At 57.1% G+C, this 21,418-nt stretch carries 21 protein-coding genes and 1 tRNA gene; 21 read left to right on the forward strand and 1 reads right to left on the reverse strand.

Annotated elements, in window-relative coordinates:
* Nucleotides 1–8 precede the first annotated feature (8 nt).
* The 18 genes from secG to C5P05_RS32845 all read left to right on the forward strand — a co-directional run bounded on the left by secG (nucleotide 9) and on the right by C5P05_RS32845 (nucleotide 16,147).
* Nucleotides 9–362, forward strand: a complete 354-nt coding sequence (gene secG, locus C5P05_RS32760) for a preprotein translocase subunit SecG (protein ID WP_114974036.1) — start codon at nucleotides 9–11, stop codon at nucleotides 360–362.
* Nucleotides 363–479: 117 nt separating this feature from the next.
* Nucleotides 480–564, forward strand: a tRNA-Leu gene (locus tag C5P05_RS32765).
* 59 nt (nucleotides 565–623) lie between these two features.
* A complete protein-coding gene (locus C5P05_RS32770) occupies nucleotides 624–983 on the forward strand; it encodes an NADH-quinone oxidoreductase subunit A (RefSeq protein ID WP_114974037.1) in 360 nt (119 codons plus the stop codon).
* 3 nt (nucleotides 984–986) lie between these two features.
* Entirely contained in the window at nucleotides 987–1,466 is a 480-nt protein-coding gene (locus tag C5P05_RS32775) for a NuoB/complex I 20 kDa subunit family protein (RefSeq protein WP_114974038.1), read from the forward strand.
* 10 nt (nucleotides 1,467–1,476) lie between these two features.
* Complete coding sequence (locus tag C5P05_RS32780; RefSeq protein WP_114974039.1) at nucleotides 1,477–2,085, forward strand: NADH-quinone oxidoreductase subunit C; 609 nt, start codon at nucleotides 1,477–1,479, stop codon at nucleotides 2,083–2,085.
* A gap of 12 nt (nucleotides 2,086–2,097) precedes the next feature.
* Nucleotides 2,098–3,351, forward strand: coding sequence for an NADH-quinone oxidoreductase subunit D (locus tag C5P05_RS32785; protein ID WP_114974040.1), 1,254 nt, complete (start codon nucleotides 2,098–2,100; stop codon nucleotides 3,349–3,351).
* A complete protein-coding gene (nuoE, locus tag C5P05_RS32790) occupies nucleotides 3,348–3,863 on the forward strand; it encodes an NADH-quinone oxidoreductase subunit NuoE (RefSeq protein WP_198674935.1) in 516 nt (171 codons plus the stop codon). Before C5P05_RS32785 ends, nuoE begins: the two co-directional genes overlap by 4 nt.
* Nucleotides 3,860–5,212 (forward strand): NADH-quinone oxidoreductase subunit NuoF, encoded by a 1,353-nt coding sequence (gene nuoF, locus C5P05_RS32795; RefSeq protein ID WP_420130795.1) that lies wholly within the window; start codon nucleotides 3,860–3,862, stop codon nucleotides 5,210–5,212. Before nuoE ends, nuoF begins: the two co-directional genes overlap by 4 nt.
* A gap of 12 nt (nucleotides 5,213–5,224) precedes the next feature.
* Complete coding sequence (gene nuoG / locus C5P05_RS32800) at nucleotides 5,225–7,360, forward strand: NADH-quinone oxidoreductase subunit NuoG (protein WP_114974042.1); 2,136 nt, start codon at nucleotides 5,225–5,227, stop codon at nucleotides 7,358–7,360.
* Nucleotides 7,357–8,439 carry an NADH-quinone oxidoreductase subunit NuoH gene (gene nuoH / locus C5P05_RS32805; RefSeq protein WP_114974043.1) on the forward strand — a complete coding sequence of 361 codons (1,083 nt, stop codon included), beginning with the start codon at nucleotides 7,357–7,359 and terminating at the stop codon, nucleotides 8,437–8,439. Before nuoG ends, nuoH begins: the two co-directional genes overlap by 4 nt.
* Nucleotides 8,440–8,451: 12 nt before the next feature.
* Complete coding sequence (gene nuoI, locus C5P05_RS32810) at nucleotides 8,452–8,973, forward strand: NADH-quinone oxidoreductase subunit NuoI (RefSeq protein WP_114974209.1); 522 nt, start codon at nucleotides 8,452–8,454, stop codon at nucleotides 8,971–8,973.
* Nucleotides 8,974–9,000: 27 nt separating this feature from the next.
* A complete protein-coding gene (locus C5P05_RS32815) occupies nucleotides 9,001–9,660 on the forward strand; it encodes an NADH-quinone oxidoreductase subunit J (protein WP_114974044.1) in 660 nt (219 codons plus the stop codon).
* Nucleotides 9,657–9,965, forward strand: a complete 309-nt coding sequence (nuoK, locus tag C5P05_RS32820) for an NADH-quinone oxidoreductase subunit NuoK (protein ID WP_114974045.1) — start codon at nucleotides 9,657–9,659, stop codon at nucleotides 9,963–9,965. Before C5P05_RS32815 ends, nuoK begins: the two co-directional genes overlap by 4 nt.
* Before the next feature lie 4 nt (nucleotides 9,966–9,969).
* Nucleotides 9,970–12,003: an NADH-quinone oxidoreductase subunit L gene (nuoL, locus tag C5P05_RS32825; RefSeq protein WP_114974046.1), complete on the forward strand. Its 2,034-nt coding sequence runs from the start codon at nucleotides 9,970–9,972 to the stop codon at nucleotides 12,001–12,003.
* Between the two features lie 13 nt (nucleotides 12,004–12,016).
* Complete coding sequence (locus C5P05_RS32830; protein WP_114974047.1) at nucleotides 12,017–13,492, forward strand: NADH-quinone oxidoreductase subunit M; 1,476 nt, start codon at nucleotides 12,017–12,019, stop codon at nucleotides 13,490–13,492.
* A gap of 38 nt (nucleotides 13,493–13,530) precedes the next feature.
* On the forward strand, nucleotides 13,531–15,018 hold the full coding sequence (nuoN, locus tag C5P05_RS32835) for an NADH-quinone oxidoreductase subunit NuoN (RefSeq protein WP_114974048.1): 1,488 nt from the start codon (nucleotides 13,531–13,533) through the stop codon (nucleotides 15,016–15,018).
* 66 nt (nucleotides 15,019–15,084) lie between these two features.
* The gene (locus tag C5P05_RS32840) at nucleotides 15,085–15,690 is read left to right on the forward strand and encodes an NUDIX domain-containing protein (protein ID WP_114974049.1); all 606 of its coding nucleotides are present in this window, start codon (nucleotides 15,085–15,087) and stop codon (nucleotides 15,688–15,690) included.
* Between the two features lie 7 nt (nucleotides 15,691–15,697).
* A complete protein-coding gene (locus C5P05_RS32845; RefSeq protein WP_114974050.1) occupies nucleotides 15,698–16,147 on the forward strand; it encodes a DUF1178 family protein in 450 nt (149 codons plus the stop codon).
* A gap of 69 nt (nucleotides 16,148–16,216) precedes the next feature.
* On the opposite strand, the gene C5P05_RS32850 is transcribed toward C5P05_RS32845, so the two are convergent.
* Nucleotides 16,217–17,992 carry an ABC transporter transmembrane domain-containing protein gene (locus C5P05_RS32850; RefSeq protein ID WP_114974210.1) on the reverse strand — a complete coding sequence of 592 codons (1,776 nt, stop codon included), beginning with the start codon at nucleotides 17,990–17,992 and terminating at the stop codon, nucleotides 16,217–16,219.
* A gap of 92 nt (nucleotides 17,993–18,084) precedes the next feature.
* Here C5P05_RS32850 and C5P05_RS32855 point away from each other — a divergent pair, with 92 nt between their 5' ends.
* The 3 genes from C5P05_RS32855 to C5P05_RS32865 are packed head-to-tail and all read left to right on the forward strand — an operon-like array spanning nucleotide 18,085 to nucleotide 21,412.
* Complete coding sequence (locus C5P05_RS32855; RefSeq protein ID WP_114974051.1) at nucleotides 18,085–18,648, forward strand: MarR family winged helix-turn-helix transcriptional regulator; 564 nt, start codon at nucleotides 18,085–18,087, stop codon at nucleotides 18,646–18,648.
* The gene (locus C5P05_RS32860) at nucleotides 18,638–20,098 is read left to right on the forward strand and encodes an efflux transporter outer membrane subunit (protein WP_114974052.1); all 1,461 of its coding nucleotides are present in this window, start codon (nucleotides 18,638–18,640) and stop codon (nucleotides 20,096–20,098) included. The genes C5P05_RS32855 and C5P05_RS32860 overlap by 11 nt, the downstream gene beginning before the upstream one ends.
* Before the next feature lie 30 nt (nucleotides 20,099–20,128).
* Nucleotides 20,129–21,412: an HlyD family efflux transporter periplasmic adaptor subunit gene (locus C5P05_RS32865; RefSeq protein ID WP_114974053.1), complete on the forward strand. Its 1,284-nt coding sequence runs from the start codon at nucleotides 20,129–20,131 to the stop codon at nucleotides 21,410–21,412.
* Nucleotides 21,413–21,418 lie beyond the last annotated feature (6 nt).

A 21,418-nucleotide genomic window follows, 5' to 3' on the forward strand; every position in this document is an offset into this window, starting at 1 on the left:
AGTATTCAATGAGCGTTTTTCTAACCATCCTTCTGGCTGTTCAGATGATTTCCGCAGTGGCTATGGTCGGCCTGATTCTGGTGCAACACGGGAAGGGCGCTGATATGGGCGCTGCTTTTGGCAGCGGCGGTTCGGGCAGTTTGTTTGGCGCCAGTGGCAGTGCAAATTTTCTGTCGCGGACGACGGCCGTGCTGGCCACTGTGTTCTTTGTTTGCACCCTGTTGCTTGCTTATTTTGGCGCGGCCCGACCAGCGGCTCCTTCAGGCAGTGTGCTTGAAGGAGCAGCCGTCACAGCACCCGCCCCGGCCGCTGTCGTGCCTGTAACGCCAGCATCCGGTGCAGCACAAATTCCTTCCAAATAATTGCTGCTGAAATTGCCTGTTTCCGTCAGGAAATAGGGCTATTTCAGGGTAAACTCTAGTTCTGTTTAGGAAGCAAAAGCCGCAAGGTTCCTCACGCAACTTAGACATCTGAAAGCCGCCGTCGTGGTGAAATTGGTAGACACGCTATCTTGAGGGGGTAGTGGCGAAAGCTGTGCGAGTTCGAGTCTCGCCGACGGCACCAAACAAATATGCTTGTTGTAGATTAATGCAGCAAGTAAAGACTTTGATCAGAATCCCCAGATGAACCTTGATCAGTACCTGCCCGTTCTTATGTTCATCCTGGTTGGCATTGCTGTAGGCATTGTTCCTCAGGTGCTTGGTTATATTCTGGGTCCCAATCGGCCTGATCCAGCAAAAAATTCCCCTTACGAGTGCGGCTTCGAGGCATTTGAAGATGCGCGGATGAAATTCGATGTCCGCTACTACCTCGTCGCAATTTTATTCATTTTGTTTGATTTGGAAACTGCCTTTTTGTTTCCCTGGGCGGTGTCCCTTAAAGACACGGGGACTCTTGGTTTTTTAATTGGTGCAGAGTTCGTTGGTGTTCTTGCCATTGGTTTTGTTTACATGTGGCAAAAGGGCGCCCTGGACTGGGAGTAGCAGATGATTGAAGGCGTATTAAAAGAAGGTTTTGTCACCACCAGTTATGACTCGGTGATGAACTGGGCCAAGACCGGTTCGGTGTGGCCCATGACTTTTGGTCTGGCTTGCTGTGCGGTGGAGATGATGCATGCTGCCGCAGCCCGCTACGACATCAGTCGTTTTGGGGCGGAAGTGTTTCGCGCGAGCCCGCGTCAGTCCGATTTGATGATCGTGGCCGGCACGCTGTGCAACAAGATGGCTCCTGCGTTGCGCAAGGTTTATGACCAAATGTCGGAGCCGCGCTGGGTGATCAGCATGGGGTCATGCGCCAACGGCGGTGGCTATTACCACTACAGTTATTCGGTGGTGCGTGGTTGCGACCGGATTGTGCCGGTTGATGTCTATGTGCCTGGTTGCCCGCCGACCGCTGAAGCCTTGATCTACGGCATCATGCAGTTGCAGCAAAAAATTCGCCGCACGCAGACCATTGCGCGTGCCTGAAGGACTTCGGATGACTGTTTTTGCTGTAAATCCTGAAACTCTAAAAAATACTATCGCTGCGGCGCTGGGTGACAAGATCAAGCACATCGGCGTTGCATTGGGTGAGGTGACGGTGGTGGTGGGTGCTGCCGACTATCTGGACGTCGCCAAAATCTTGCGCGATGCACCGGACCTCTGCTTTGAGCAAATGGTTGATTTGTGTGGACTGGATTACTCCGACTACAAAGGCATTGGCCGTGAGGGTTCGCGCTATTGCGTCGTGCTGCACTTGCTGTCCGTTAGCCTGAATCAGCGACTCCGCCTGAAAGTGTTTGCGCCGGACGACGATTTTCCGGTGCTTGCCTCGGTGACTCAAATCTGGAATTCAGCTAACTGGTTCGAGCGCGAAGCATTTGACCTGTTTGGCATCGTTTTTGAAGGACACAACGATTTGCGTCGCATTCTGACGGATTACGGTTTCATTGGTCACCCGTTCCGTAAAGATTTTCCTTTGAGTGGGCATGTTGAAATGCGCTACGACGCAGAAAGCAGGCGCGTTGTGTATCAGCCTGTCACGATTGAGCCACGCGAAATCACACCGCGCATCATCCGCGAAGACAACTATGGAGGCCTGCACTAGGCGGTTTGTGTCATGGCTGAAATAAAAAACTATACCCTTAACTTCGGACCACAGCACCCGGCCGCACACGGCGTTCTCCGTTTGGTGCTCGAGCTCGACGGTGAGGTGGTTCAGCGCGCCGACCCGCATATCGGTCTGCTGCATCGGGCCACGGAAAAGCTGGCCGAAAGCAAGACGTACATTCAGTCGCTGCCCTACATGGACCGCCTCGACTATGTGTCGATGATGTGCAATGAGCACGCTTACTGCTTGGCGATCGAGAAGTTGCTGGGCCTCGAAGTACCTGTGCGTGCCCAGTACATCCGCGTGATGTTTGCCGAAATTACACGTTTGCTCAATCACCTGATGTGGCTCGGTTCGCATGGGAATGATTGTGGTAGTTCGACGATTCTGATCTACACGTTTCGCGAGCGCGAAGATTTGTTTGATATGTACGAGGCTGTCAGTGGTGCCCGCATGCACGCGGCGTACTTTCGTCCGGGCGGTGTATACCGGGATCTGCCCGATACCATGCCTCAGTACAAGGCGAACAAGGTTCGCAACGCCAAGGGTATTGCAGAGCTCAACAGCAACCGCCAGGGGTCCTTGCTGGACTTTATTGATGATTTCACCCAGCGTTTCCCGACGTATCTGGGGGAATACCACACACTGCTCACGGAAAATCGCATCTGGAAACAGCGCACAGTGAATATTGGCGTGGTAACGGCTGAACGAGCCCTGAACATGGGCTTTACCGGTGCCATGCTGCGCGGATCAGGTGTGGCGTGGGATTTGCGCAAGAAGCAGCCTTACGATGTTTACGATCGTATGGATTTTGATATTCCCGTCGGCAAGACCGGCGATTGCTACGATCGCTATCTGGTTCGCATGGAAGAGATGAAGCAGTCGAATCGCATCATCAAGCAATGTGTGGACTGGTTGCGTGTCAACCCCGGCCCGGTGATCACGGACAACCACAAAGTTGCCGCGCCGGATCGCGAATCCATGAAGTCCAACATGGAAGAGTTGATTCATCATTTCAAGTTGTTCACGGAAGGCTTCCACGTGCCCGAAGGGGAGGCCTATGCAGCTGTGGAGCACCCCAAGGGTGAATTTGGCATTTACATCGTGAGCGATGGTGCTAACAAGCCCTACCGATTGAAGATTCGTCCGCCAGGTTTCGTGCATTTGGCCGGCCTGAATGAGATGTCAAGCGGGCACATGATCGCCGACGTCGTGGCCGTGATCGGAACCATGGATATTGTGTTTGGAGAGATTGATCGATGATCACAGAAGCTGTTCCTCAAGCAATTTCAGATGTTGCCATGGCGCGCTTTGCCAGGGAAGTCGCGAAATACCCTGCTGATCAAAAGCAGTCCGCGGTCATGGCGTGCTTGGCTATTGTTCAGCAAGAAATCGGTTACGTGAGCATTGAAAGCGAAAAGGTTGTGGCCAACTATCTTGGCATGGCGCCCATTGCGGTGCACGAAGTCACCACCTTCTACAACATGTACAACCAACAGCCTGTTGGCAAGTACAAGCTCAATGTGTGTACCAATTTGCCATGCCAGTTGCGTGATGGTGGACGGGCTCTCAAACATCTGGAGCAGAAGCTGGGTATCGGCATGGGGGACACGACACCCGATGGTCTTTTCACTTTGCAGCAATGTGAATGTCTTGGTGCCTGTGCAGATTCCCCTGTGCTGCTGGTGAACGATCGCACAATGTGTAGCTTCATGAGCAATGATAAATTGGACCAGCTGGTTGACGGTCTGCGCACCTGCGGGGATAAATCATGATGGCCGACAAAATTCTCGCCCAATTTCAGGCGACGGGTGTCCAGACCTGCTTTCATGATCGGCACATCAATCCTCAAATCCTTACTGACTTGAATGGTCGCAATTGGCGTTTGAAGGACTATGAGGCGCGTGGTGGGTACCAAGCGCTACGCAAGATTCTTGGAAAAGATGGTGGCGAGGGTTTGACGCAAGACCAGGTTATCGCTGTCGTCAAGGAATCTTCATTGCGGGGTCGTGGTGGGGCCGGTTTCCCTACGGGTCTCAAATGGAGCTTCATGCCACGCCAGTTCCCGGGGCAAAAATACCTAGTGTGCAACTCCGACGAGGGAGAACCCGGCACCTGCAAAGACCGCGACATTCTGCAATTCAATCCGCACATTGTCATTGAGGGCATGATCATTGCCGCGTATGCCATGGGCATCACGGTCGGCTACAACTACATCCATGGTGAAATCTTTGCCAGCTATGACCGCTTCGAAGAAGCACTGGAAGAGGCGCGTGCCGCGGGTCTGTTAGGCAATAACATTCTGGGGAGTAATTTCACTTTTCAGTTGCATGCCGCACACGGGTTCGGTGCCTACATCTGCGGTGAAGAAACTGCGCTGCTGGAATCTCTGGAAGGCAAGAAGGGCCAACCCCGGTTCAAACCGCCGTTTCCGGCAAGTTTTGGTCTGTACGGAAAACCGACAACCATCAACAATACGGAAACCTTTGCTGCCGTGCCGTGGATCATCCGAAATGGGGGGGCGGCCTATCTTGCCTGCGGCAAGCCCAATAACGGTGGCACCAAGATTTATTCGATCAGCGGTGATGTGGAGTTGCCGGGGAATTATGAAATCCCGATGGGCACGCCGTTCTCCCAGTTGCTCGAACTCGCGGGTGGCGTGCGCAGTGGCCGCCAGCTTAAAGCCGTGATTCCTGGTGGCTCCTCGTCGCCTGTTTTGCCGGCCAGCATCATGATGGACTGCACGATGGACTATGACTCCATCGCCAAAGCGGGTTCGATGCTGGGGTCGGGTGCGGTGATTGTCATGGATGACAGTCGTTGCATGGTCAAAAGTCTGCAGCGCCTGAGCTACTTTTATATGCATGAGTCGTGTGGTCAGTGCACGCCGTGCCGCGAAGGGACCGGTTGGTTGTGGCGGGTGGTGAATCGCATTGAAAATGGGCAGGGTCGTCCTGCTGACATGGAGTTGCTGAATTCGGTCGCTGAAGATATTCAGGGACGAACCATTTGTGCCTTGGGCGATGCGGCGGCCATGCCCGTTCGCGCCATGATCAAGCATTTCGGTCATGAATTTGAATATCACGTAGCGCACAAGACCTGCATGGTCCCCGCCTACGTCTGAGCGAGTCTTACGATGATTGAAATTGAACTCGACGGCAAGAAGGTCGACATTGTTGAAGGCAGCATGATCATGCACGCCGCAGACAAGGCTGGCACCTATATCCCGCATTTTTGCTATCACAAGAAGCTCAGCATTGCAGCGAATTGCCGCATGTGCCTGGTGGACGTGGAAAAAATGCCGAAACCAATGCCGGCCTGTGCCACCCCGGTGACGCAGGGCATGATTGTCCGCACCAAGAGTGACAAGGCGATCAAGGCACAGAAATCTGTTATGGAGTTCCTGCTGATCAATCATCCGTTGGACTGCCCCATTTGTGATCAGGGGGGTGAGTGCCAACTGCAGGATCTCGCTGTTGGGTATGGCGCGTCTTCTTCGCGTTACGAGGAAGAAAAACGGGTTGTGGCCGTCAAGGATGTCGGTCCCCTGATCTCGATGCAGGAAATGACCCGTTGCATTCACTGTACCCGTTGCGTTCGGTTTGGCCAGGAAGTGGCCGGCGTGATGGAGTTGGGCATGTCGCATCGTGGTGAACACGCCGAGATCGAAACCTTTGTCGGCCACTCGGTTGACTCGGAACTGTCGGGCAACATGATTGACATCTGCCCGGTTGGCGCCTTGACGAGCAAGCCATTTCGTTACAGTGCCCGGACGTGGGAGTTGTCGCGGCGCAAGTCAGTCAGTCCGCACGATTCGACCGGTGCCAATTTGATCGTGCAGGTCAAGAACAACAAGGTGATGCGTGTCGTTCCATTCGAAAACGAGAGCGTCAATGAATGTTGGATTGCCGACCGCGATCGTTTTTCCTACGAGGCTTTGAACAGTGACCAACGTCTGACGAGCCCCATGCTCAAGCAGGGCGGGGCGTGGGCGTCTGTGGATTGGCAGACTGCTCTTGAATATGTTGCCAATGGTCTGAAGCAAATCAAGTCTGAGCACGGTGCCGCCAGCATTGGTGCGTTGGTCAGCCCACACAGTACGCTTGAGGAGTTGTCGCTCGCCAGCGCATTGATGCGTGGTCTGGGCAGTCAAAACGTTGATTACCGCCTGCGCAACGCCGAGTTCACTGCAAGTGAAGGTGTGCGCTATCTGGGGACCTCCATTGCGTCCTTGTCCGAGCTCCAGCGTGTGCTGGTGGTTGGCTCCAGCCTGCGCAAGGATCATCCCCTGTTTGCCCAGAGAATTCGACAGGCAGCCCGCAAGGGATGCGCAGTGAATGCTATTCAATCCGTGGCAGAGGACTGGGCCATGCCCGTTGCTAACTCCCTGCTGTGTGATGCCAGTATCTGGGTGCAGGCGCTGGCAGATGTCGCAGCAGCAGTGGCCGCCGACAAGGGTGTTTCGTCACCGGCCGCGGGTCATGCCAGTGAGTCCGCTTGCGCCATTGCAAAGTCTTTGCTGGCTGGCGAGCGCAAAGCTATTTTGTTGGGCAATGCGGCGGCGCATCATGCCAAGGCCTCAAGCCTGTTGGCGCTCGCAAACTGGATTGGTGAACAAACCGGTGCAACGGTGGGTTATCTCACTGAAGCCGCCAACACCGTGGGGGCACAACTCGCGAATGCAGTCCCTGGGCCAGGTGGCCTGAATGCGGGGCAAATGCTCGGCGGCGGGCTCAAAGCGGTCCTGCTATTGAACAATGAACCTGAGTTTGACTCGGCATTGGGTGTATCTGCCATGAGCAGCCTTTCGCAAGCCCAGATGGTTGTGACGCTCAGTCCGTTCAAGTCGAATATGGCATTCAGCGATGTGCTGCTGCCAATTGCTCCTTTCACTGAAACCTCGGGTACTTTTGTCAATGCGGAGGGACGCGCGCAAAGTTTCCATGCCGTGGTCAAACCATTGGGTGAAACTCGTCCGGCCTGGAAGGTTCTTCGCGTATTGGCCAATTTGTTGGATGTACCGGGTTTTGACTTTGACTCTTCCGACGAAGTACTCAAACAAGTGTCTGGCATGCCGTCAGCGACCGAGGCGAATGTGTCAGCAGAGTTGCTGGGCAACATGACGCAAGCTGCCGTGGATCTGACACCTGCGACCGTCGCACCGGTGGTGGCGAGGATCTATGCACTGGATGGTACGGTGCGTCGTGCAGCGAGCCTGCAGCTTACGGCGGACGCCAAACGTATTGACGTGGTGCAGGAGGCCGCAGCATGATTGATGCCATTTTCAATTTTGGACAAGGCCTGCTGGACGCGGCTTGGTGGCCGGGCGTGGTCTGGCCGGTGATCTGGACCCTGATCAAGATCGTCGTGGTGGTTCTGCCTCTGATGGGCGCGGTCGCCTATCTCACGTTGTGGGAACGAAAGTTTTTGGGTTGGATGCAGGTTCGTGTGGGCCCCAACCGGGTCGGTCCTTTGGGCTTGCTGCAACCGATCGCGGATGCCTTGAAGCTGCTGGGTAAAGAAATCTTGTTGCCTACGGCTGCCAGCAAGGGCCTGTTCTTCATCGGTCCCATTCTGACCATCATGCCGGCTATGGCCGCGTGGGCCGTCATTCCGTTTGGACCCGATATTGCTTTGGCCAATATAAATGCCGGTCTGTTATTCGTGATGGCCATCACCTCAATGGAAGTCTATGGCGTGGTGATTTCGGGCTGGGCTTCCAACTCCAAGTACTCCTTTTTGGGGGCCATGCGTGCATCGGCGCAGATGGTGAGCTATGAAATCGCCATGGGCTTTTGTCTGGTGGTTGTCCTCATGGTGTCGGCCAGCATGAATATGACTGACATTGTCACGGGGCAGGGTAAGGGCTATTTCGCGCATATGGGGCTCAACTTCCTCTCCTGGAACTGGTTGCCGCTCCTGCCAATTTTTGTGGTTTATATCATCTCGGGTCTGGCTGAAACCAATCGTCATCCTTTTGACGTGGTGGAAGGTGAGGCTGAAATTGTGGCCGGGCACATGGTTGAGTATTCGGGCATGTCCTATGCCATGTTCTACCTTGCCGAATACGCCAACATGTGGCTGATTTCCATTCTCGCGGCCATCATGTTTTTGGGCGGATGGTTGTCGCCGTTTGACAGCGTACTGTTCAACTGGATTCCGGGCTGGATCTGGTTGGGATTGAAGACCTGCGCGGTGGTCAGTCTGTTTATTTGGGTACGTGCGACCTTTCCGCGGTTTCGTTATGACCAAATCATGCGTTTGGGCTGGAAGATTTTCATACCGGTGACACTGGTCTGGCTGATTGTCATTGGCGCCTGGATGCAGACCTCCTTCAATATCTGGAATTAACAGGAGTTGATGATGTCCACAATTACACCCAATCCTGCCCCATCCACGTTCTCCCTCAAGGACTTTTTCGCCAGTTTCCTGTTGCTGGAATTGCTCAAGGGTCTTGCGTTGACCGGGCGCTACGCTTTCCGTCGCAAAGTGACGATACAGTTTCCGGAAGAGAAGACACCTCTGTCACCCAGATTTCGGGGACTGCACGCTTTGCGCCGGTACGAAAACGGGGAAGAACGTTGTATTGCCTGCAAGCTGTGCGAGGCTGTGTGCCCCGCCTTGGCGATCACGATTGAATCCGAAGTGCGGGACGATGGTTCGCGTCGCACCAGCCGTTATGACATTGACCTGACCAAGTGCATTTTTTGCGGCTTCTGTGAAGAAAGTTGTCCGGTCGATTCGATTGTTGAAACCCATATTCTTGAGTATCACGGTGAAAAACGCGGTGATTTGTACTTCACCAAAGAGATGTTGCTGGCTGTTGGCGATCGTTTTGAGAACGAAATTGCCGCCAATAAGGCAGCGGATGCCAAGTACCGCTGATCAGCTGCAAGAAAGAAATTACACCCCATGGATGTCAAGACCGGTTTGTTTTATGTATTCTCGGCGGTGCTGTTGTTCGCCGCATTCAGGGTGATTACGGCCCGCAATCCCGTTCACGCCGTTTTATTCCTCGTGCTTGCATTCTTCCAGGCCGCCATGGTCTGGATGCTGCTCAAGGCTGAGTTTCTCTCCATCATACTGGTACTGGTGTATGTGGGGGCGGTGATGGTGTTATTCCTGTTTGTCGTGATGATGTTGGATGTCAACGTCGACAGCGCTCGCCAGGGCTTTTGGAAGCATTTCCCGCTGGCGGCCGTGGTGGGCGTGCTGATAGCCCTGGAAATGGCGGCTGTGATGATGGGGGGATTTCGGGATGCCGACGAGCCTCACGCGATTGCAGTCGTAGGGCAGGCAACTGCAGAGATATCCAATAGCCGCGAGCTCGGCAAACTCTTGTATACCCAGTACCTCTATCCACTTGAAATTGCCGCGGCGATTCTGCTGGTCGCCATGATTGCGGCCATCGCACTGACGCTTCGCCAACGCAAGGATAGCAAGTACGTTAGCCCGTCCGACCAGGTACGGGTGAAGGCAAAAGACCGGATGACTGTGCTCAAAATGCCGGCTACTCAAGCCGCGGCTGCTGACGATGCCGCGACCACAATGACTGCAGAGAAAAAAGTATGACGGTGACACTTGGACATTTTCTTTCACTCGGCGCGATGCTGTTTGCGCTGTCAGTGGTCGGCATATTTCTTAATCGAAAAAATCTGATTGTTCTGCTGATGGCCATCGAGCTCATGCTGCTGGCCGTCAATACGAATTTTGTAGCCTTCTCCTACTACCTTGGCGACATGCACGGACAGATTTTCGTGTTCTTTATTCTGACCGTCGCTGCCGCAGAATCGGCGATTGGACTGGCCATTTTGGTGCTGCTGTTTCGCAACAAGTCCAGCATCAATGTGGACGAACTCAATACGCTCAAGGGTTAATAAGATGAGTCAAACCCTAGTCTCTTCAACACTTCTCGCAGTCCCGATGGCTCCGCTGGTCGGGGCTGTGCTGGCCGGTATTCTTGGCACCAAATTTGGTGGCAACTGGATTGGCCGTCGCATGTCGCACTCAATCACCATTCTGGGCGTGCTGCTGTCATTCGTCTTATCCGCTATGACGCTCAAGAGCGTGGTACTGGATGGTGCCCGTTTCAATGAAACCCTCTACACATGGATGGTGGTGGGTGGGCTCAAGATGGAAATTGGGTTTCTCGTCGATGGCCTCACGGCGATGATGATGTGCGTGGTGACTTTTGTATCCTTGATGGTGCATATCTATACCATTGGCTACATGGAAGAAGACGAGGGCTATAACCGCTTCTTTTCCTACATTTCGCTCTTCACCTTCTCCATGCTGATGCTGGTGATGAGCAACAACATGCTGCAGTTGTTCTTTGGTTGGGAGGCGGTTGGGCTGGTCTCGTATTTGCTGATTGGCTTCTGGTTCAACAAACCCACGGCGATTTTCGCCAACATGAAAGCCTTTTTAGTCAACCGCGTGGGAGACTTTGGCTTCATTCTTGGCATCGGATTGATCGTTGCTTTCACGGGCACGCTCAATTACACCGAAGCCTTTGCCAAAGCGGCGGATCTCGCCAAGCTGAGTTTCCCGGGCACTGACTGGATGCTCATCACGGTCATCTGCATCTGTCTGTTCATTGGCGCGATGGGGAAATCGGCCCAGTTTCCCCTGCACGTCTGGTTGCCGGATTCCATGGAAGGCCCCACGCCTATTTCCGCATTGATTCATGCGGCGACCATGGTGACTGCCGGCATTTTCATGGTGGCGCGTATGTCGCCTCTGTTTGAACTCAGTGAGACGGCGCTTAACTTTGTATTGGTGATCGGTGCCATCACGGCTTTGTTCATGGGCTTCTTGGGCATCATCCAGAACGACATCAAGCGCGTGGTGGCGTACTCCACGTTGTCCCAACTGGGGTACATGACGGTCGCACTCGGTGCATCGGCCTATTCGGTGGCGGTCTTCCATTTGATGACGCATGCGTTTTTCAAGGCACTGCTGTTTCTTGCGGCTGGTTCGGTCATCATGGGCGTGCATCACAATCAGGACATCCGCTGGATGGGGGGTCTTCGCAAGTACATGCCCATCACCTGGATCACCTCCCTGCTGGGTTCCCTGGCTCTCATTGGAACGCCGCTGTTCGCAGGTTTCTATTCCAAGGACAGCATTATTGAAGCGGTTCACGAAAGCCACCTGCCCGGCGCTGGTTTCGCCTCGTTTGCGGTATTGGCCGGTGTTTTTGTCACGGCGTTTTACTCATTCCGTCTGTATTTCCTGGTGTTTCATGGCAAGGAGCGTTTTGACCAAAATCCGGATCGGCACCACCACGACGCGAGCGAAGAGCCCGATCCGCATCACCACCATGAAGAACATAGTGCGCCGCATGAGTCGCCCTGGGTGGTCACCGTACCTTTGATCCTGCTGGCGATTCCTTCCGTCGTGATCGGTTTCATGACCATTCAGCCGATGCTGTTTGGCGAGTTTTTCAAGGATGCGATCTTCATCAATGGGGAAAAACACGCCGCGATGGAAGAACTGGCCAAGGCTTTCCATGGCCCCGCGCAAATGGCTTGGCACGCCTTGACAACGCTGCCGTTCTGGCTTGCACTGGCCGGTGTGGCAACGTCGTACTACATGTACATGGTCAATCCCGCCCTGCCTGCAGCCATCAAAGCCCGCGTCCAACCGATCTACACCTTGCTTGAGAACAAGTACTACATGGACTGGTTCAATGAACACGTCCTGGCCCGTGGTGCCAGGGCTCTAGGGACCGGATTGTGGAAGGGGGGGGATGAGTTCCTGATTGATGGCACGGTTGTCAATGGTTCGTGGAAAGTGGTGGCATGGGTGTCCGGCGCGGCTCGTCGAGTGCAATCGGGGTACCTGTACCACTATGCGTTCGCCATGATCATGGGTGTTTTTGTGCTGATGACGTATTTCGTCTGGCTCAAGTAGGAGAATAAAAAAAATGGGTTTGTTGAGCCTGGCGATTTGGACGCCAATCATTTTTGGTGTCGTGCTGCTGGCACTCGGTCGTGATGATCAGGCGCGTACTGTGCGCTGGGTCGCACTGATCGGTGCCGTTGCCAGCTTTCTTGTGACCTTGCCCTTGTATGCCAGTTTCAAACTTGGCACGGCGGCCATGCAGTTTGTCGAAAAGGCGCCATGGATCGAGCGCTTTAATGTCAACTATCACCTCGGAGTGGATGGCATTTCGCTCTGGTTTGTGTTGCTAACGGCGTTCATCAATGTGGTGGTCGTGATCGCCAGTTGGGAGTCCATCACTCGCCGGGTCAATCAGTACATGGGTGCGTTCTTGATCCTGAGTGGCTTGATGATCGGCGTTTTTTGCGCGCTGGATGGCATGCTGTTCTACGTGTTTTTTGAAGCCACCTTGATCCCGATGTACCTGATCATCGGTATCTGGGGCGGACCAAACAAGATTTACGCCGCGTTCAAGTTTTTCTTGTACACGCTGCTCGGCTCACTTTTGATGCTGATTGCACTGATCTTTCTGTATATCAAGTCGGGTGGCAGTTTTGACCTCGCCCTGTGGCACTCGCTGCCACTGGGCAGCACAACCCAGACATTGCTGTTCTTTGCGTTCCTGGCCGCGTTCTCCGTGAAGGTGCCTATGTGGCCGGTACACACTTGGTTGCCTGATGTGCACGTTGAAGCCCCCACCGGTGGCTCTGCTGTGCTGGCTGCCATCATGCTCAAGCTCGGCGCCTATGGTTTTCTTCGTTTCTCCATGCCGATTGCGCCGGATGCCACTCGGGAGTGGGCGTGGCTGATGATTGCTTTGTCCCTGATTGCCGTCATTTATGTGGGGTTGGTGGCCATGGTGCAGAAGGACATGAAAAAGCTGGTCGCTTATTCTTCCGTCGCGCACATGGGTTTTGTGACCCTTGGTTTCTTCATCTTCAGTGACTTGGGCGTGTCGGGGGGGATTGTGCAGATGATCGCGCACGGCTTTGTGTCGGCCGCCATGTTCCTGTCTATTGGCGTGTTGTATGACCGGGTTCACTCCCGCGAGATCGCCAGCTACGGTGGCGTCGTCAATACCATGCCCAAGTTCACGGCGTTTGCCCTGCTGTTTGCGATGGCCAATTGCGGTCTGCCGGGTACCGCAGGCTTCGTCGGTGAATGGATGGTAATTCTCGGTGCTGTCAAAGCTAATTTCTGGCTTGGATTTGGTGCAGCCAGTGCGTTGATATTCGGCGCGGCCTACACCTTGTGGATGTTCAAGCGCGTCTACCTGGGTCCAGTGGCCAACCACCACGTCAAGGCACTGACCGATATCAATAGCCGTGAGTTTTTGATGCTGGCCCTGTTGGCCATCGCGGTCCTGTACATGGGTATATATCCGAAGCCGTTTACGGACGTGATGGACACGTCGGTAACGGAACTGCTCAAGCATGTTGCTTTGTCCAAACTGAATTGATCAGTCTGAATTGACCAAATTGAACTAAGAGATGGAACATGATCGATAAACTCAGTTGGATCTCGGTTTACCCCGAAATCATCCTGCTTGCCATGGCCTGCGTGATTGCGCTGGTCGATCTCGGGGTGAAGAGTCCGCGCCGCACAATGACTTATGTGCTGACGCTATTCACCCTGGCTGTTGTGGCAACCTTGCAGGCACTTTATGCCAGTGGTGGCGCCACACTCTACGGCTTCGGCAATATGGTCGTCAGTGACCAGATGGGCAATTGGCTCAAATGTTTTGCCACTGTGGCTGTGATGGTGACCCTGGTGTACGGCCGTCCTTACGCGGGCGACCGTGACATGCTGCGCGGTGGTGAGATGTTCTCGCTGAGTATGTTTGCCTTGCTGGGCATGTTCGTCATGATCTCCGGCAATAACTTCCTCGTTATTTACATGGGGCTGGAGTTGCTCACACTCTCCAGTTACGCGCTGGTGGCTTTGCGGCGGGACAATGCCACGGCGACCGAAGCGGCGATGAAGTACTTCGTGCTGGGCGCATTGGCCTCGGGTTTCCTGCTGTATGGCATGTCGATGATGTACGGTGCCACCGGTTCGCTGGATGTGAATGCGGTGTTCAAAGCCATTAATTCGGGACAGATCAAGCATCAGGTCCTCGTGTTCGGTTTGGTGTTTGTTGTAGCCGGCCTCGCTTTCAAGCTGGGTGTGGTGCCGTTTCACATGTGGATCCCCGATGTGTACCAGGGCGCTCCGACTGCCGTGACCTTGCTCATCGGCGGCGCGCCCAAGCTGGCCGCCTTCGCCATCTTCATTCGCTTGTTGGTGGAGGGCATGTTACCGCTGGCCATTGACTGGCAACAAATGTTGATGGTGTTGTCGATCGGTTCGCTGCTCATTGGTAATTTGGCGGCCATTGCGCAGACCAATCTCAAGCGCATGCTCGCGTACTCGACCATTTCGCAGATGGGTTTTGTCCTGCTGGGGCTGATGTCGGGCGTGATCAATGGCAACATCCATTCCGCCGCCAATGCCTACAGCTCGTCCATGTTCTACGTCATCACTTATGTCTTGACGACGTTGGCAAGTTTCGGGGTCATCCTCTTGCTCGCCCGCGATGGCTTTGAGAGTGAAGAAATTTCTGATTTCGCCGGTCTGAACGAGCGCAGCCCCTTGTACGCTGGCGTGATGGCCATCTGTCTTTTCTCTTTGGCCGGCATTCCACCGATGGTGGGCTTTTATGCCAAGCTTTCGGTTTTGCAGGCGTTGATCGCGTCGGGTCAGCCGATGCATATCGGTTTGGCCGTGTTTGCCGTGATGATGTCCTTGATTGGTGCCTTCTATTACCTGCGCGTCGTCAAAGTCATGTACTTTGATCAACCCATTACGGCCAGCACCGTGTCAGCGCCACTCGATGTTCGGGCCGTGCTATCGGTCAACGGGGCGCTGGTACTGATATTGGGCCTGGTGCCAGGAGGCCTGATGGCTTTGTGCGCCAATGCGATCGTGCAGATGCTAGGGAACTGACCGGGTTAACCTGGTTTTTTCTATCGCTACCGCGTCAACTGCCGCGACCAGGTTTTTGCCGCTGTGATGAATGATCGCCACTTGATCGAAGAAAAACTCGCCAGCGAAGAGTTGCTGCGGGGGAAGTTTCTGCATGCCTTTCGCGATACCGTAAGTCTTCCGGACGGCACAAGCGCAAGCCGCGAATACGTTCTGCATTCCGGGGCCGTCATGATTGTTCCGCTGATAGAAGACGCGTCCGGTGAGGTTCGCATTGTCTTGGAGCGGCAGTTTCGCTATCCCGTTGGACAGGTGATGATTGAGTTTCCCGCCGGCAAGCTCGATTCTGGCGAAGATACACAGGCTTGCGCACAGCGTGAATTGCAGGAAGAAACCGGCTATACCGCCACAGAGTGGGCGCGCGCAGGGGTGTTGCACCCGGTCATTTCTTACTCCACTGAATTCATCGACATCTGGTTTGCGCGTGGTTTGTCCCCGGGTCAGCGCCATCTTGACCAGGGCGAGTTTCTGGATGTATTCACGGCCACCCCGGCAGAATTGTTGCAATGGTGCCGTGATGGTCAGGTGACCGACGGTAAAACCCTGACTGCTGCGCTATGGCTACAGAACGTCTTGTCCGGCGCGTGGGATTTGAATTGGCAAAAAACGGTCACCTCCGACATCACTGGATAATGGCCGAATGAAAGTTCTGGATCTTCAGTGTGCTCATCAGCATGTGTTTGAGGGGTGGTTCGCGTCGGAAGCGGACTTTCTCGGGCAATGCGAACGTGGACTGGTGACATGCCCGATGTGCGGCGACGCATCCATCACCAAGATGATGAGCGCGCCCCGCCTCAACCTGAGCAGTGCCCGGGCCGAGGCGTCTGTTCCGCAGGACGTAGTTGAGACGGCCGAGCCGGAGCAAGCCCTGCAAACCGCGTGGATGGCTGTCGCCCGTCGCATCCTGGCAAAAACCGACGACGTCGGCACCCGGTTTGCCGAAGAGGCCCGCAAGATCCATTATGGTGAGGTCAAGGAGCGCGGTATTCGCGGCAAAGCCTCGCGCGAAGAAACCGAGTCCCTCATCGACGAGGGCATCGCCGTCATGCCCTTTCCCTTGCCAGAGGCCCTCAAGGGCCAGTTGCAGTAAGCCCCCTCGTCCGCGGCAAGCCGTGGAGGCAGGCATTGTGCCTCTTCCCAGAGGCCCGCAGCTTCCGCTTCAGGCGTTGAATTGCAGCGCCGCCAGCCCCGCGTAAACACCGCCACGCGCCACCAGTTCGGCGTGCGTGCCTTGCTCCACCAACTGGCCGTGATCCAGTACCACAATCAGGTCGGCCTTCTGCACCGTGGCCAGGCGGTGTGCAATCACCAGCGTCGTGCGGTCGCGCATGGCGGACTCCAGCGCCGCCTGCACCATGCGTTCGCTCTCGGCATCCAGTGCACTGGTAGCCTCGTCCAGCAGCAGCAGCGGTGGATTCTTCAGCATGGCGCGGGCAATCGCGATGCGCTGGCGTTGGCCGCCGCTCAGGCGCACGCCGCGTTCGCCCAGGAAGGTGTCATAGCCTTGCGGCAGTTCCTTGATGAATTCGTCGGCAAACGCCGCTTGGGCGGCGGCCTTCACCTCATCGTCGCTGGCGCCGGGTTTGCCGTAGCGAATGTTCTCCAGCGCGCTGTTGGAGAAGATGACCGCGTCCTGCGGCACGATGCCGATGCGCTGGCGCAAATCATGCAAAGCCATGTCGCGCGTGGCCACGCCGTCGAGCACGATCCGGCCCGAGGTCGGATCGTAAAAACGCAGCAGCAACTGGAACACCGTACTCTTGCCAGCGCCGCTGGGGCCCACGATGGCGACAGTCTGCCCGGGTTGGACGGCCAGCGAAAAATCACTCAGTGCCGCCTGGTTGGGGCGGGACGGATAGTGAAACGTGATTGCATCGAATTTAATAGCGCTACCCGCAAGCAACACGGGGGCTAGAGCCGGATTTAAGGGTGAAGCGATAGGTGAGCGGCTGCCCAGCAACTCCATCAGGCGTTCGGTCGCGCCGGCGGCGCGCAGCAGGTCGCCATAGACCTCGCCCAAAATCGCGAACGCGCTCGCCAAAATAATGACGTACATCACCGTCTGGCCCAGATCACCGGCACTGATGCGTCCGGCCATCACGGCCTGCGTGCCCTGGTACAAACCCCAGAGCAGGGCGGCCGAGGTGGCGATGATGATGAAGGCCACCAGCACCGAGCGGGCGCGGGTGCGCCGCACCGCCGTCTGGAAAGCGCTGTCGGTCGAGGCATTGAAGCGGGCCGCTTCGCGCCCTTCCGCCGTGTAACTTTGCACCACCGGAATGGCGTTCAGCACCTCGGCCGCGATCGCGCTCGAATCCGCTACCCGGTCCTGGCTGGCACGCGAGAGCTTGCGCACGCGCCGGCCAAACCACAGACTGGGTGCCACGATCAGCACCAGTATCCCCAGCACCTGAACCATCACATAGGGGTTGGTCCAGATCAGCATGCCCAAGGCACCGATGCCCATCACCGTGTTGCGCAAGCCCATGGAGAGCGAGGAGCCCACCACGGTCTGCACCAGCGTGGTGTCGGCGGAGAGGCGCGACAGCACTTCGCCGGTTTGCGTGGTTTCGAAAAACTCGGGACTTTGCTGCAGCACATGGCCGTAGACCGCGTTGCGCAAATCGGCGGTCACCCGCTCACCCAGCCAGCTCACCATGTAAAAGCGGCCGGCCGAAAACAGACCGAGCGCCACTGCCACGGCAAACAGGGCGACAAAGTGTTCGCGCAGCGCCATCACCTGCGCGCCCTTGTCGGTTTGCACCAGTCCGCCGTCGATCAGGTAACGCAGGGCCACTGGAAAAGCCAGGGTGGCCACCGCCGCCATCACCAGAAACATGAGCGCCAGCGCAATGCGGCCGCGGTAAGGCATGAGAAAAGGCGTCAGACCGGACAGGGAACGCGGCGAGGCTTTGAGGGGGGCAGGGGTAGGCATGGCCTTGAGTGTAGCCAAAAATGCCGGAAACAATTGCCGAGCCAAACAAAGCCTTGACATTAATTGCCTAAGCAAATAATATTCTTGTCCATATGACCTCTTCGACCAAATCCGCCAATTCGAGTCCGCCGTGCCTGGCTACAACGTGTGTGGCGCACGAGTTTTACTGTGCCGAGGGCTACCTTCCAGAGGCCAGCGTCGGCTACCTGATGCGGCGCGTGATGTTGGCTGTGGCGCAGGAAGTCGAGCGCCAGCTCGGGCCTTGTGACCTGACCAATGCCCAATGGGTGCCGCTGTTCAAGCTGTTTTTGGGCAAGGCCTCCACGGTGGCCGAACTGGCCCGTGAATGCCATCTGGATGCCGGCGCCATGACCCGAATGCTGGACCGGCTGGAAGCCAAGGGCTTGTGTCGCCGGGTACGTTCCGTGGCGGACCGGCGGGTCGTCAACATCGAGTTAAGCGATGCTGGGCGCGAAGCGGCTGCGGGCATTCCGGCCATCCTCAGCCGCGTACAAAACGCGCACCTCACCGGTTTTTCGGTGGCGGAATTTGAGACGTTGAAGGGCTTCCTGCATCGCATTCTGGACAACGCCCAGGTCCAGGCTCAATCCCCAACGCCATCACAAGCGATTCCAGGAGGCCCCCATGAGGCTTGATTCCCCGAGCCGGGCTGCGCGCCCCCGCTTGATTCCCTCCGCACTGCTACTCCTGGCGGTCCTCGGCCTGTCGGCCTGTGCCGACATGTCCGGCATCCAGCCGCACGCGGCCTTGCGTGACGCCGCCTCGCTAGGACTGCCCGCTGAAGCCAGTCCCCCCTTGACGGTGGACGCCCAATGGTGGCGTGAGTTTGGTGACCTGCAACTCAACCGCCTGGTGGATGAGGCGCTGGTCAGCAACCCCTCGCTCAAAATAGTGCAGGCCAGATTGGCGCGCGCCCAGGCCGGTGCGGAGCTGACGCAGGCCGCCACCGGCCCGCAACTGAACGCCACACTCGACGCCACGCGCCAACAATACACGGCCAACGGCGCCGTTCCACCGCCCCTGGCCGGCACGGTGCGCGAAAGCGGCACGGCCCAGCTCAGCGGCAACTGGGAGCTGGATTTTTTTGGCAAAAACCGCGCGGCACTGGAGGCCGCTCTGGGCAGCGCCCGCGCCGCGCAGGCCGATGCCGAGGCCGCCCGCATGCTGCTGGCCAGCAACGTGGCACGCAGCTACTTCCAGCTGCTGCGCCTGAACGAGCAACTGGGCGTGGCGCACCGTCTTCTGGCGCAGCGCACGCAGGCCTTGCGTCTGGTGCAGGACCGGGTGAATGCCGGGCTGGACACGCGTCTGGAACTGCGCCAAAGCGAAGGCACCTTGCCCGATGCCCGGCTGCAGATCGAAACCCTGCAAGAACAGCTGACCCTGGCCCGCAATGCCCTCAATGCCTTGCTTGGACAGCCAAATAGACCTCTAGCCCTCGATTTACCTGCGCTGTCGGCTATTAAAAATATAGCTAATGCGACGACACTGCCGTCCGACCTGCTGGGGCGCCGGGCCGATATCGCGGCCGCACGCTGGCGCGTGGAGGCGGCCACCCAGGACGTCAGCAGCGCGCGCAGCCAGTTTTACCCCAACGTCAATCTGGTTGCGTTTGCCGGCTTCTCCAGCATCGGCCTGGACCGCCTGCTGGGCGCCGGCAGTGAGCAGTGGGGCGTGGGCCCGGCGCTGCGCCTGCCGCTTTTCGACGGGGGTCGGCTGCGCGCCAATTTACGTGGCAAGACGGTGGATATGGACATCGCCATCGAGAGCTACAACGCGGCCGTGATCGACGCCGTGCGCGAGGTGGCCGACCAGCTCGCCTCAAGGCAGGCCATCAACCGCCAGCAAGTCGAGCAGCAGGCCGCGCAGTCCTTTGCCGAAAACGCCTATGAGATTGCCGTGCAGCGTTATGAGGCCGGACTGGGCAACTACCTCCAGGTCCTCACGGCTGAAACCACGGTGCTCAACCAGCGCCGCCAGGGCGTGGACCTGGCCGCCCGCGCCCTCGATACCCAGGTGGCGCTGATGCGCGCCCTGGGGGGTGGTTACCGCGCCGACCTGCCTTCAAACACCGCCCAAAAATAAATAACCTCCCATTTTTTGAGTCCCCAGACCATGACCGCACCTCAAACACCCGCTTCAGCGTCGCCCGCTGCCAGCAACCCGACCCGCAAGAAAGCCCTGATCACCTTGGCCAGCATCGTCGTCGTCGCCGGCCTCGGCTGGACCGCCTATGAGTGGCTGGTGGCCAGCCACTACGAGTCCACCGACAACGCCTATGTGCAGGGCAATGTGATCCAGATCACGCCGCAGATTGGTGGCACCGTGATGGCCATCCTGGCCGACGACACCGATTTCGTCAAAGCCGGCCAGCCCCTGGTCAAGCTCGACCCGGCCGACGCCCGCGTGGCGCTGGACCAGGCCGAAGCCAATCTGGCCCAAGCCGTGCGGCAGGTGCGCACGCTGTATGCCAACAACGGCAGCCTGGGGGCGCAAATCACCTTGCGCGAGTCGGACGTGGCCAAAGCCCAAACCGACATTGCCCGCGCCACCGACGACTTGAATCGCCGTCAGTCCCTGGTCGGCAATGGTGCCGTCTCCAGGGAAGAACTCAACCACGCGCAAACCCAATTGGCCAACGGCAAGAGCGCGCTGGCGTCGGCCCAGGCGGGCGTGCTCGCGGCCAAAGAACAGCTGCTCAGCAACCAGGCCATGACCGACGGCACCAGTGTCGAGCAGCACCCCAGCGTGCTGGTGGCGGCGGCCAAGGTGCGCGAGGCCTGGCTGGCCACCCAGCGCGCCGCCTTGCCCGCGCCGGTGGACGGTTTTGTCGCCAGGCGTAGCGTGCAGCTCGGCCAGCGCGTGGCAGCCGGCACGCCCCTGATGTCCATCATTCCGCTCAACCAGGTGTGGGTGGATGCGAATTTCAAGGAAGTGCAATTGCGCAATATCCGCCTCGGCCAACCCGCCACCTTGACCGCGGATCTGTACGGCAAAAAGGTCGAATACAAAGGCACGGTCACCGGTCTGGGCATGGGCACGGGGGCTGCTTTTGCCTTGTTGCCGGCGCAAAACGCCACCGGCAACTGGATCAAGGTGGTGCAGCGCGTGCCGGTGCGGGTGGCGCTGGACGCCGGCCAGATTGCGCAAAATCCCTTGCGCGTGGGCTTGTCCATGGAGGTCACGGTCGATGTCAGCAACAAAAATGGCAGCACGCTGGCCAATGCGCCGCGTGCCGCCTCCATCACGCAGACCGGGGTGTATGGCGCGCTGGAGGGCGGCGCCGATGCAGAAGTGCGCCGGGTGATTGCGGCCAACCTCGGGCACAAGGCGCTGGCCAAGGCCGTGGTCACGGCGCCGGTCGCGACCCCGGCCCTTGCCGCCATCGCCGCGCACTGAGGCGAC

The organism is Rhodoferax ferrireducens, from assembly GCF_003347515.1.
Taxonomy (GTDB): Bacteria; Pseudomonadota; Gammaproteobacteria; order Burkholderiales; family Burkholderiaceae_C; genus Rhodoferax.